The following is a 12,253-nucleotide window of genomic DNA, read 5'->3' as shown; positions in this document are numbered from 1 at the left end:
TTTCGAATAAATGAATCTATCTAAACTAGCAGAAATATCAGATGGTCAGCTCTTTGGAGAAGCAACTAGCATTGATAGCTTCAGTATAGACAGTAGAACGATTAAGCAAAATGACCTTTATATTGCTCTAGAAGGAAAGAATTATGATGGGGCGCAATTTATTTCTGAGGCAATAAGCAAAGGTGCAGTAGGAATTATCTCTAATAATCCGATCGAACATGACATACCAAACATAGTTGTTGCAAGTACATACGAATTCATGGATAGAGTTGCTAACTATAATCGCAGTCAATTCATAGGCAAGGTAATAGGCATTACTGGAACTAACGGCAAAACTTCGACAAAACAAATACTCTCTAATCTTTTAAATGATGGTAATTCTTGTCATAAAACTCTAGGCAATAAAAATAATCAGATAGGAGTTCCATATACTCTCCTTAGTTTAAAAAATGTCTATGATTTTTCAGTAATTGAAATGGGGACTAGTGAGTCAGGAGAGATTGCGATTTTGAATAATCAGGTAAGACCAGATATAGCTGCAATAACTAATGTTTCCATTGGGCATCTCGATGGTTTAAAAGATACAGAGTCAATTGCAAAAGAAAAAGGGAATATTCTTAATTTTTATAATGATAATGGAGTTGCTGTCTTACCTAAAGATTCCTTCTTTTTTGATTTTTGGTCAAAAAAAACTAATGCAAAAGAAGTAATAAGTTTCGGTTTTGAAGAGAATTCTGACTTTAAAGTTTCAGATATAGAAATAGATATTATCAATAATTACACCAATTTCTATTTAAGGTTTGATGGTAAAAAAGAAAAATTTTCTATAAATGGAGCTAGTCGTCATAGTCCCTTGAATGCAGCATTGTCAGTTGCGATTGCAATGTACTGTGGATGTCCACTTAGCAATATCAAAGAAAGATTAAAATTTATCGATCTTCCTGAAAGGAGATTAGCTATTTCTAATTCCTTGAGGGGTTCAATACTAATTGATGATTCTTATAATTCAAATCCTGCTTCATTGAAAAATGCCGTTGATTTACTTGAAGGCCTTAAGAGAAAAAAAATTTGTATCCTAGGAGATATGAAAGAGCTAGGTTCAGATTCCCATGAGATTCACCAAGAAATGTATGACTACATAAGCGAAAGGGTTGATCAGGTTTTCTGCATAGGAGATGAGTGGTCAACATGTAGTCCAAATGAAAAAAGAGATTTATCTATTTTTGAAAATCAAGATGATCTCTATTCTCACTTAATTTCTGCTATCGATAAGAAAACTATAATATTAGTAAAAGGCTCTAGATCAACTAGAATGGATTTATTAGCTGATAAACTAAAAAAATAATGTTACTACCTTTATTTGAATACTTATCTGAATTTTTTGGACCTTTTCGAGTTGTAGAATTTCTTTCTACAAGAGCAATTCTAGCCACATTAACTTCTCTCTTATTTTCTCTGGTATTAGGACCTAAATTCATTAATAAGATGAAAGATATACAGGTTAGACAAGTTATAAGAGAGGAAGGCCCTGATAGTCATCTATCAAAACAGGGCACACCTACAATGGGTGGTACTTTGATCCTAAGTTCTATATTTTTAAGTGTAGTCTTATGGGGAGACCTAGAAAACCGATATTTATGGGTTGCCTTTTTAACGGCTATATCTTTTGGAATTCTAGGATGGATTGACGATCGCTCAAAAATAAAACATCAATCCAGTGACGGCTTGTCGCCTTTAAATAAAATTTTTTGGCAGTCTGTTATAACTATTTTGGCATGTTCTTATCTTTATATTACTCAAGAAAATATTTCTGAAACCAGTTTGATAGTTCCATTCTTTAAAGATATTTCTATACCTTTAGGTACTGGTTTTATTGTTTTGTCATATTTTGTAGTAATAGGGACTAGTAATGCAGTAAATTTAACTGATGGACTGGATGGATTAGCTATTCTTCCTTGCGTTATGGTTGCAGCAGGTCTTGGAATTATTGGTTACTTAGCTGGAAATGCCATATATTCAGATTTTTTAAATATTCCTTATTTACCTGGTACGGGTGAAATGATTGTATTTTGCGGTGCTTTAGTAGGTTCTGGAATTGGATTCCTTTGGTTCAATACTTATCCTGCTCAAGTATTTATGGGAGATGTCGGGTCTTTGTCGCTTGGTGCTGCATTAGGAATAGTTACCGTTATTATAAGGCATGAATATGTCTTGCTAGTTATGGGTGGACTTTTTGTTATTGAGGCGCTTTCGGTTATCGTTCAAGTCTCTTCATTCAAGTTAACTGGTAAGAGAGTTTTTAACATGGCACCTTTACATCACCACTATGAGCTAAAAGGTTGGCCCGAGCCACGAGTAATTGTTAGGTTCTGGATTATTACGTTCATGCTTGTCTTGCTAGGTTTAGCTTTACTTAGACTAAGATAAATCAAGTGCAGAAAAGGATACCTTTAGTTCTTGGCTTTGGAATGACAGGTCAATCAATATTAAATTATCTTTCAAAAAAATTTAATGAGATTTATCTAATAGAAGATTGGGAGGAAAACCCAAGCCTTCGTGAGATAGATAGATTTGGAATTAAAGTTCATGTTAATCCTCAAATAAACAGCGAATTATTTAGCAAAGTATCAGGTGTTTATTCCAGTCCTGGCATACCTATTCAACATAAGGCCTTGTCTCTTGCTTCTCAGTATAAGATAAATATTTCCTCAGACATTGAAGAGTTTTTAAAAACAAACAAGAGTATAAAAATACTTATTACAGGTACAAATGGTAAGACCTCTACCTGCCAGATTTTAGAGACTTTGCTTAGATCAGTTTTGTCGGATTTAAAAATAGTCTCCATAGGAAACATCGGCAAGCCTGTACTTAGTTATATTGAGGATGATATTGATGTATCAATCATAGAAGTTTCGAGCTTCCAATTAGAAATTTTAAATGAAGTTGAGTTTGATATAGGTTTATTATTGAACATAGAAGAAGATCATTTAGATAGACATTTAGATATTGAAGATTATAGGTCCGTAAAAAATTCAGTATTAAAAAAAGCTGAAATAAATATTTCTTATAATGATAAAAATCTTTTTTCTAAAACATTCATAAATTATAAGGCAATCATATTGCCTATTGAACTTGCTGAATCACCAATATTTAAAGATTGGCCCAGCCATGATATCGAAAATCTAAAGGCAAGTGTTGCAGTTTTAGAGGCTCTTTTAGAAAGATTCAGAAAAAGCTCTTTAGGAAATATAAACTTGTTAGCAGAACTAGAAAAAGCTTTCGACAAATTTAAAAAATTTCCTCACAGATTTGAGCATTTAGAGATGGTTGGAGGACTAAATTTTATAAATGACTCTAAGGCAACAAATTTAGATGCTACGTTGAAAGCAATAAGTGCTGCAAATGAATTGGAAAAGATTGGGGATATATATTTAATATGTGGTGGTGATTTGAAAGGACAAGAAATTGCTTCAAAAGAACTGCAAGAAATAAAAAGTCTAAAAAAGGTCTTTATCTTTGGTAAAGATAAAGAGTTAATCTTCGATACTTTAAAACCATATGCCCATTGCTTGATCGTTCAAGATTTAAAGGAGGCTCTAAAAGAGGCGGTAAAATTTTGTAAACATGATGATTGTGTTTTATTTTCTCCAGCTTGCTCAAGTTTGGATATGTTTAAAGATTATAAAGATAGAGGCGATACCTTTAAACGCTTAATAAAAGACTTAAATGATGAATAAATTCAATTTTATGAAGGATTTTGACTTTTCTAAACTTGATTTTGTTTTGCTTACATTGTTCTTAGTGCTTGGGTTTTTCGGATTATTAATACTTTCTTCAGCCTCGGCACATTTTTCTGATTCTATTTACGGTAATCCGTCTGCTATTTTTAACAGACAGTTTTTTTACTTTATCTTTGGCATTATCGGTCTTTTCGCATGTTTTTTTGTTCCTCTAAAGTTTTGGTCCTCTTATGATCGATTATTCATAACTTTTGGTATTTTATTGCTTTTTTTAGTTTTTATTCCTGGGATAGGTATTGAAGTCAATGGGGCAAATAGGTGGATAAGGATTGCTGGATTTGGCCTACAACCTTCAGAGATAATGAAATTTCTGAGTATCCTATATATTTCATGCTACTCAGTAAGAAGAATAAAAGAGATACAAACGCACTGGCTAGGATTTTTTAGGCCTGCTGTAATCATTGTGAGTATTATTTCTATTATTCTTATTCAGCCTGATTTAGGTTCCTCGGCAGTAATATTTATATCCGTATTAGGAATCTTATTTGTAGCTGGAGTAAAAATTCAACAATTCATAGTTGTTGCTCTTCTAGGTGTTATCGCTATTACGATGATGATTATTTTTGTACCATGGAGATGGGAAAGAATAATATCTTTCATCGATCCTTGGAGCGATCCTTGGGGAAGCGGTTATCAGTTGACCTTATCACTTATGTCTATCGGAAGGGGGGATTGGTTTGGAGTTGGACTGGGACAAGGTTTAATGAAAATGGGTTATCTCCCTGATGCTCATACAGACTTTATATTTTCCGTAATAGTTGAAGAAATGGGAATATTGGGAGGTTTTGCTATTATTTCATTACTTTTCGGATTGTCATTTAGGATCTTTTTTATTGGAAGGGAGTCATTAGCAAGAAAGAACTTCTTTGGTTTCTATTTCTCTTTTGGAGTAGCTCTACTACTAGGATTACATACCTTTATAAATGTAGGAGTTTCTTCAGGTCTTTTGCCTACAAAAGGATTAACCTTACCTTTAATCAGCGGTGGAGGCACTAGTCTAATAATTGTTTGTCTAATGATTGGACTGATTTTGAGAATAGACTATGAAAATAAAAATTCAATGCCAATACCGATGATTAAACGACGAGCACAATTCTGATGAATATTCTTATAATCGCCGGTGGAACAGGTGGTCATGTTTATCCAGCCTTAAGTATTGCCAACGAATTTCAAGATGACGGAAATACTATCTTTTGGATAGGAAAGAAAAATAGTTTGGAAGAAAACATAGCTTTAAGAGAAGATTTCTCATTTTATCCAATTAAAGCTCTAGGTTTTCTTGGCAAAAATTTCTTTGCAAAAATAAGTTCTATTTTCTATCTTTTTGCGGCCCTAATCAGAAGTTTTTTCTTAATGAGTAACATAAAGCCTGACATTATCATATCAACAGGGGGTTATCTCTCGCTTGCTCCCAGTTTGATAGGTTCTTTGTTCTGTCCATTATTTATTCATGAGCAGAATAGTATCCCAGGACTTACTAATAGAATATTACACAAAAGATCTAAAATTACCTTTGAAGCTTTTCCAGATACATTTAATAATCTAAAAAATAAGGTAAAGTGCGTCGGTAACCCAATTCGTGATGATATATTAAATACACCTTCTATAAATAAATCTAATGAAGCAAAATTTAATATTTTAATTCTAGGAGGCAGCCAAGGTTCAAAACAAATCAATGATATCTTGATAAATATTTTACAGACTAAAAAGATACCTTCTCATTGGTCTTTTGTTCATCAGGCGGGTAAGTTAATCTCAAATGAATTGAAGCATGCTTATACTGAATCTGGTAATGAATTTGTGATTAAGGAGTTTTTAGAAAATATATCTGAAGCCTATCAATTCTGCGATATAATTATTTCTCGCTCTGGTGCTATGACCGTTAGTGAAATTTGCTCAGTTCAAAAACCTTCTATACTTTTACCTCTTCCTTGGTCTTCAGAAAATCATCAATATACAAATGCCGAATATCTGAAAAATAGGGGTGCAGCTGAAATTATCGATTCTGATGTCTCCAATTCTATTCAACTACTGGAACTATTAATTAATTTGGAAAACGACCATAATAGATTAAATACAATGGCACATTCTGCTTCTAAAGTTTTTCCTCAGTTTGCCTCCAAGAATATTTATAAATCTATTAATGAATACCTCACAATATAAGCTCAACAATATCCATTTCATAGGTATTGGTGGCAGCGGTATGAGCGGTATAGCTGAGGTGCTGAACAATCTTGGTTACAAAGTTTCGGGCTCAGATAGTATCTCTTCATCAAATACCGATAGGCTTGAGAGGTTAGGCATAAGTATTAGCTATGATCATAATCCAAATAACTTAACAAATGTTGAAATGGTGGTTATATCGAGCGCTATATCTGATGATAATCCTGAATTAGTCTATGCCAAGGAACATTTAATTCCAGTGTTAGCTAGGGCAGAAATGCTATCAAGTTTGATGAATAATAAAAGAGGAATAGCTATTGCAGGTACGCATGGCAAAACAACTACTACAAGTTTAGTAGCATCAATAATGACTGACGCTAATCTAGATCCAACTTTTATTAATGGTGGAATAATAAATAGTTTCAACTCCAATGCACAGTTAGGAGAGGGAGATTACTTAATTGCTGAAGCAGATGAAAGTGATAAGTCTTTTTTGCTCCTGCAACCTTCTGTGTCTATAGTTACGAATATAGAGCCAGATCATTTAGTTAATTATGATGGTAGTTTTGATAATCTAAAAAAAGCCTTCTTGGAATTCATAAAAAAACTGCCGTTCAATGGAGTATCAATTGTTTGTGGTGACGACACTGTAGTGAAAGAGTTGAAGATCAACTTTCAAAGACCTCATATTAGTTATGGTTTTGAACCTTCAAATGACTATGTGTTATCGAATTACAGCACAGATGGGAGGAACTCTTACTTTAAATTATCTTCAGATACAAATTCATTTGACTTTAGGCTTAATATGCTTGGTAAGCATAATGTTCTTAATGCAGCTGCAGCTATTGTATTATGTTTACAAGAAGGGATAGCAGTTGAAGTCATTCAGGATTCTCTATCTAACTTTATGGGCATAGATAGACGAATGCAAATTTTAGGGGAAAGGAAAATTGGAAATAGTACTTGCGTTTACATTGATGATTACGGACATCATCCAACTGAAATTAGAAAAACAATTCAGGCAATAAGAAATTCTTTTCCTGACTTTGAGCTGAAAATGGTTTTTCAACCTCATAGATTTACAAGAACTAAAGACCTATATGAAGAATTTATTGAAGTTTTAAGCCATGTAGATGAATTATTTCTTTTGGATATTTATTCTGCTGGAGAAAATTCAATAGAAGGGATCAATAGTTCAAACATACAAAGTTCCTTAATTAGATCTGGTTTTGATAATGTAAAGTTATTGAATAAAAAAGAAGTAGCTAAAGAATTTGATAAAGATTTAACTAAAGATACTATATTTGTTTTCCAGGGTGCTGGTGACATATCTTCCATTAGCCGAAGTATAGTTGAGGAATTCAAATAAAATGGATCCTATTGCAATTCTTCAACAACAAAAAATATTATTATTGTACGGAGGATGGTCGGCTGAAAGAAACATATCAATTAATTCTGGAACTGCAGTAGCAGGAGCTTTAAAAAGAAATGGTATAAGTTTTTCAGAGTATGATTTAACCTCTGAAGAAGACGCTAAACTTTTATCTACTGATTACGACCTTGCTTTTATAGCCTTACACGGGAGAGGGGGAGAAGATGGCTTTATTCAAGAGATTCTTGAATCAAAGAATATTAGATACACAGGTAGCGATACAATTTCATGTAAAACTTCTTTAAACAAGATTGAATCAAAGAAAATTTGGAGAGACTTGTTATTACCTACCCCAGATTTTGTTGAAATTTTAAATGTTGGCAGACCTGAGATGAAATTGACCCCGCATCTTTCGGGAGAAAATGATATAACTGCATTAGATAAGACCTATGTAGTTAAACCTGCGAATGAAGGCTCCAGCTTTGGTATAACTATCGTTAGACCGGATAATGGCACTCTTGAAAAAGCAATGCTTGATGCCTCTAAGTTTGATTCCTCAATCCTGGTAGAGGCATTTGTTGATGGCAGAGAACTTACTGTTTCGATACTTGGAGACGATGTATTTCATCCAATTCATATAAAGCCGTCAGGAGATTTTTATGACTTCGATTCTAAATATAATAATAAAGGTACGGAATATATAAAAGCTGACCTTTCAGTCGAGAAACTGAATGAAATTAAAGACTATGCGTGGCATGCGTTTTCCTCGCTTGGTTGCAGTAAATGGGGTAGGGTTGATTTTATTGAAGACAAGGAAGGTAATTTTCAGATAATAGAAGTTAATACTGTTCCCGGACTAACCGAAACAAGTCTTTTTCCCAAGGCTGCATCTTACGAAGGTATAGACTTCGATGAATTAATTATCAAAGTCCTTCATTTGTCTTGCAAATAATATTACTTCTAAATAGAATGCTCCCTCCTTGCTCCACATATTAATATGGGAGCTATTAACCAAGAGGAAAATAATGAGAAATTACGAAATAGTATTCCTAGTGCATCCTGATCAGTCTGATCAAACCTCTTCTATAATCTCCAAGCTTGAAAAGCTTATAAAAGACTCAAACGGTAAAGTTCATCGTTCTGAAAATATAGGAAATAGAAAACTAGCCTATCCTATCCAAGATCAATTTAAGGCAAGTTACGGACTCTTAAATGTGGAATGCAATCAAGAAGCAATTGATGAGATAAAGAACTCGTTTAAGTTTAATGATTCAATAATAAGAAATATCGTCTTAAACACTAAGAAGGCGCATAGTGAACCTTCTGCCCTACTTGTACAAACCAAAGAGGATAATGAGAAAGATTCTTATCAGGAAGCAAGGGAAGCAGCAAATAATGCTGTCGATCAAGAGGCACGAGCAGCTTCCAATAAAAGTGAAGAGCCAAAAGAAACGTCTAAAAAATTAGACGTAACATCAACCGAAGTTAGCGAAGAGGAAGCGTAATGGCGAAGAAGCAAAAGAAAAATTTCAAACGAAAAAGTGATTTTGATAATAGACCTAAGTACTGCAAGTTTACGACCCTTGGCATCGAAGAAATAGACTTTAAAGATATAAAACTTCTTAAGGAATACATAACCGAAACTGGTAAGATTATACCTGCTAGAATGACAGGGACTTCTGCGAAGTATCAAAGACAACTTAACAAAGCCGTTAAAAGAGCAAGGCATCTTGCACTCATTCCTTATACAGATTCTCACTATAATTAAGTCATGGAAGTAATTTTATTAGAAAAAGTAGCTCAACTAGGAGATCCTGGTGATCTTGTAAATGTAAAAGCAGGTTATGGAAGAAATTTTCTTATCCCGAACGGAAAGGCTGTAAGGGCAGATGAAGAGAATAAAGCTGAATACGAGAAAAGAAAAGAAGCACTACTTTCAGCGGAAGCTGAAAGAAAGGATTTAGCTATGAACCTTGCATCAGGTATGGAATCATTAGTTATTGAAATAACTGCGGAAGTGTCTGAAGAAGGGACTTTATATGGTTCTGTTGGCACAAGAGAGATCGCAGATTCTCTTGTTGAGAAAGGCCACCAAGTTGAAAAAAGTGCTGTTAGATTGCCCGAGGGTGTACTAAAAGAAGTTGGTGAGTATTCAATTGATGTCGAATTACATCCAGAAGTGATAGCACCAATCACAGTTAAAATAATTGCAAGTCAAGAAACTTAAAAAGTAACTTGTCATGGGCCTCTTCCAGTGGGAGAATTGAAGCCTTTTCTAAAAAGAAATATGGCCTCAGAAAATATACCAAGTAGAGAATTACCATACTCAACCGAAGCAGAAAAAGCTGTTCTCGGAGGCATCATGCTTAAGAATGAGACTTGGGATATTATTTCTGACTTAGTTAAAGAGGATGATTTTCATAAAGAAGAACATAAGCTAATTTATAGAACTATCAACAATCTTCAAGACGAAGGTAAACCCGTAGATGTAATAACAGTTCAAGAAGCTATTGAAGGCAATGGAGATCTCCCTAAGTTAATAAATTCAGGCGGTAAGGATTATCTTACGTTCTTAGCCAGAGAAACGCCTAGCGTAGCTAACATTCAAAGCTACGCAGACATAATTAAGCAAAGATCAAATTTAAGACGTTTAATAATAGCTGCAGATAATATTTCAAAAATTGCGAAAGAATCCGATGCATCTGGTAGCGATAGGATTATTGATGAGGCAGAGGAAAAGATATTAAGCTTGAGAGATGACTTAAATCGATCTGTTGGCCCTAAAGAAGTTAAAGAGCTCCTCGGGCAAGTTTATACAGATATACAAGAATCATCCGAGAGTGGTAACTCACTAGTAGGAGCTAGTACCGGCTTTACCGAAATAGATGAAGTAACTCTTGGCCTTCAAAAGTCTGACTTGATTATCATTGCGGGACGACCATCAATGGGTAAAACAGCATTTGCTTTTAACATCGCTGAGAATGTTGCCCGCCAAACTGATCAGACAGTTTTATTATTCAGTATGGAAATGTCATCTGAGCAAGTTGTAAGAAGATTTATTTCAAGCATTTCAAATATCGATCTACAAAGGTTGATGAGGGGTCAACTAGAAGATCAAGATTGGGAGGGAATCGATAAGGCTCTGACAGTCTTGAGTCAGAAACATATTTTGCTAGATGATACTCCGGCACTATCTCCATCTGAAATAAGAGCTAGAGCAAGAAGGGTAAAGAGAGAGAATGATGATCTTGCTATGATTGTAATTGATTACCTACAACTTATGCAGATACCTGGAAGGGGAGATAATAGGGTCGCAGAGATTAGTGAGATAAGCCGCTCATTAAAGGCATTAGCTAAAGAATTGAATGTTCCAGTCATAGCTTTATCACAACTTAACAGAGCCGTTGAAACTAGACCAAATAAACGACCAATTCTAGCCGATCTGAGAGACTCAGGTGCTATAGAGCAAGATGCTGATGTAATTGCATTTCTTTATAGACACTCATACTACGATCCAACTGACTTAGAGAGTAAGGGCAAGGCTGAAGTAAATATAGCTAAACAGAGAAATGGCCCTACAAAGGCAGTTCAAGTAGCTTTCGTTGAAAATACAGCCACGTTTCAAAATTTAGCTAGGAGCGATAGATTTCCACCTCAATACTATGATGAGAATGACGATCCTTTCCCTTCATAGAATGACAGCATAAGTATCTAAGAGGATATTTCAAAATACCTTTTTAAAGTTAATGTATAATCTTAAAAAGATTACCTTGATTAAATTTTTTATTTGAGATGAAAATTAAATATACAGAAGAAACACCCAGAAAAATTAGAGATTATGAAGACATAGAACCAGTTTTAAGTTCTGAAGAAGTTGAAGATATTGCTGAGATATTTAAAACACCATTAACAGGAACCTATAATTGGGACTACACGGTACAAGATAACCGCATAGCAAAGCTTTATGAACTAGGGAAGAAGCTCAATTGGAATGTTTCTATGGATATAGATTGGGATAGACCCATGGTTGTATCTGATGAAATACCACCTATGTTTTGGGATGAATATCCACCTTACAAAAAATTGAGTCAAGAAGAAAAGAGAGAATTCTTAAGACACAGAGGTGCTAGTCAATTTAGTCAATTTTTACATGGAGAACAGGGGGCACTTTTAGTCGCCTCTCAGTTGGTGTCATGCGCGCCTACCTATCAAGCAAAACTTTACGCAGCCTCACAGGCATTTGATGAGGCTAGGCACGTTGAAGCTTTTACAAAGTATATTCAAAATAGATCTAAGCTTATGTATCCTGTTGGATCAGGCTTAAAAAGCCTGCTAGATAAGATCCTGACAGACGAAAGATGGGATCTTAAACTTATAGGTATGCAGATTATTATTGAAGGCTTGGCCTTAGCTGCTTTCAATACTGCCAAGGCAGTTACTCCAGATCCAGTATTGAAGGATATCCTGCATTTGATTATCAGGGACGAAGCTAGACATGTAACTTTCGGTGTCAATTACCTCGAAGACTTTATTGAAAATCTTTCTCATGAAGAAAAGGAAGATAGAGCTATGTTCGCTTACGAAGCTTGTGTTATAAGTAAGGAGAGACTTTTTCCTACGGATGTATTTAGAAAATTTGGCTGGGATGAAGACGAAGCTAGAGAATTTTCAAATAATGCAGGTTTTGCTTCTGAATTTCAGAGGCTTTTATTCTCTAGAGTCGTACCTAACCTCTCAAGGATAGGTTTGCTCACAGACAAGGTAAGACCTCTATACGATAAACTAGGGGTACTCGAATTCGAAAGTCATGATCCTGATGGTGATATCTCTTGGGCTGAGTTAGAGAAACCTCTCGATTTATCTGCCTAATATTATATTTCTATTGTTCCTCAGACAGGATTTTGTTAACCTGTAATCC

General features: G+C 34.6%; 12 protein-coding genes. All 12 read left to right on the top strand.

The genetic code is table 11. The features are described 5' to 3' along the window. Positions 1-10 precede the first annotated feature (10 nt). The 12 genes from murF (at position 11) to M9C83_05455 (ending at position 12,204) form a co-directional block, all read left to right on the top strand. Complete coding sequence (murF, locus tag M9C83_05510; GenBank protein ID URQ66112.1) at positions 11-1,345, top strand: UDP-N-acetylmuramoyl-tripeptide--D-alanyl-D-alanine ligase; 1,335 nt, start codon at positions 11-13, stop codon at positions 1,343-1,345. Beyond that, positions 1,345-2,427 (top strand): phospho-N-acetylmuramoyl-pentapeptide-transferase, encoded by a 1,083-nt coding sequence (mraY, locus tag M9C83_05505; GenBank protein URQ66111.1) that lies wholly within the window; start codon positions 1,345-1,347, stop codon positions 2,425-2,427. Before murF ends, mraY begins: the two co-directional genes overlap by 1 nt. Before the next feature lie 5 nt (positions 2,428-2,432). After that, positions 2,433-3,737 (top strand): UDP-N-acetylmuramoyl-L-alanine--D-glutamate ligase, encoded by a 1,305-nt coding sequence (gene murD, locus M9C83_05500; protein ID URQ66110.1) that lies wholly within the window; start codon positions 2,433-2,435, stop codon positions 3,735-3,737. Beyond that, on the top strand, positions 3,727-4,899 hold the full coding sequence (gene ftsW / locus M9C83_05495; protein URQ66109.1) for a putative lipid II flippase FtsW: 1,173 nt from the start codon (positions 3,727-3,729) through the stop codon (positions 4,897-4,899). Before murD ends, ftsW begins: the two co-directional genes overlap by 11 nt. Then, positions 4,899-5,963 (top strand): undecaprenyldiphospho-muramoylpentapeptide beta-N-acetylglucosaminyltransferase, encoded by a 1,065-nt coding sequence (murG, locus tag M9C83_05490; GenBank protein URQ66108.1) that lies wholly within the window; start codon positions 4,899-4,901, stop codon positions 5,961-5,963. The genes ftsW and murG overlap by 1 nt, the downstream gene beginning before the upstream one ends. Then, positions 5,944-7,332 carry a UDP-N-acetylmuramate--L-alanine ligase gene (murC, locus tag M9C83_05485; GenBank protein ID URQ66107.1) on the top strand — a complete coding sequence of 463 codons (1,389 nt, stop codon included), beginning with the start codon at positions 5,944-5,946 and terminating at the stop codon, positions 7,330-7,332. Before murG ends, murC begins: the two co-directional genes overlap by 20 nt. A gap of 1 nt (position 7,333) precedes the next feature. After that, positions 7,334-8,287: a D-alanine--D-alanine ligase gene (locus M9C83_05480; protein URQ66106.1), complete on the top strand. Its 954-nt coding sequence runs from the start codon at positions 7,334-7,336 to the stop codon at positions 8,285-8,287. 73 nt (positions 8,288-8,360) lie between these two features. Next, the gene (gene rpsF, locus M9C83_05475) at positions 8,361-8,840 is read left to right on the top strand and encodes a 30S ribosomal protein S6 (GenBank protein URQ66105.1); all 480 of its coding nucleotides are present in this window, start codon (positions 8,361-8,363) and stop codon (positions 8,838-8,840) included. Next, positions 8,840-9,103 (top strand): 30S ribosomal protein S18, encoded by a 264-nt coding sequence (gene rpsR / locus M9C83_05470; protein URQ66104.1) that lies wholly within the window; start codon positions 8,840-8,842, stop codon positions 9,101-9,103. The genes rpsF and rpsR overlap by 1 nt, the downstream gene beginning before the upstream one ends. Before the next feature lie 3 nt (positions 9,104-9,106). Then, entirely contained in the window at positions 9,107-9,562 is a 456-nt protein-coding gene (rplI, locus tag M9C83_05465; GenBank protein ID URQ66103.1) for a 50S ribosomal protein L9, read from the top strand. A gap of 60 nt (positions 9,563-9,622) precedes the next feature. After that, a complete protein-coding gene (dnaB, locus tag M9C83_05460; protein ID URQ67401.1) occupies positions 9,623-11,029 on the top strand; it encodes a replicative DNA helicase in 1,407 nt (468 codons plus the stop codon). A gap of 98 nt (positions 11,030-11,127) precedes the next feature. Beyond that, positions 11,128-12,204, top strand: coding sequence for a diiron oxygenase (locus tag M9C83_05455; GenBank protein URQ66102.1), 1,077 nt, complete (start codon positions 11,128-11,130; stop codon positions 12,202-12,204). The last annotated feature ends 49 nt before the right edge of the window (positions 12,205-12,253 follow it).

The sequence above is a fragment of the SAR86 cluster bacterium genome, assembly GCA_023703575.1.
GTDB lineage: Bacteria > Pseudomonadota > Gammaproteobacteria > Magnimaribacterales > Magnimaribacteraceae > Magnimaribacter.
This window is presented reverse-complemented; position numbering and strand designations above follow the sequence as displayed.

Bases quoted from the DNA above. Each gene is read 5' to 3' on its own strand.
- rplI (URQ66103.1), top strand. From the start codon at position 9,107: ATGGAAGTAATTTTATTAGAAAAAGTAGCTCAACTAGGAGATCCTGGT.
- rpsF (URQ66105.1), top strand. From the start codon at position 8,361: ATGAGAAATTACGAAATAGTATTCCTAGTGCATCCTGATCAGTCTGAT.
- murC (URQ66107.1), top strand. From the start codon at position 5,944: ATGAATACCTCACAATATAAGCTCAACAATATCCATTTCATAGGTATT.
- rpsR (URQ66104.1), top strand. From the start codon at position 8,840: ATGGCGAAGAAGCAAAAGAAAAATTTCAAACGAAAAAGTGATTTTGAT.
- murF (URQ66112.1), top strand. From the start codon at position 11: ATGAATCTATCTAAACTAGCAGAAATATCAGATGGTCAGCTCTTTGGA.
- dnaB (URQ67401.1), top strand. From the start codon at position 9,623: ATGGCCTCAGAAAATATACCAAGTAGAGAATTACCATACTCAACCGAA.
- murG (URQ66108.1), top strand. From the start codon at position 4,899: ATGAATATTCTTATAATCGCCGGTGGAACAGGTGGTCATGTTTATCCA.
- ftsW (URQ66109.1), top strand. From the start codon at position 3,727: ATGATGAATAAATTCAATTTTATGAAGGATTTTGACTTTTCTAAACTT.
- M9C83_05455 (URQ66102.1), top strand. From the start codon at position 11,128: ATGAAAATTAAATATACAGAAGAAACACCCAGAAAAATTAGAGATTAT.
- M9C83_05480 (URQ66106.1), top strand. From the start codon at position 7,334: ATGGATCCTATTGCAATTCTTCAACAACAAAAAATATTATTATTGTAC.
- mraY (URQ66111.1), top strand. From the start codon at position 1,345: ATGTTACTACCTTTATTTGAATACTTATCTGAATTTTTTGGACCTTTT.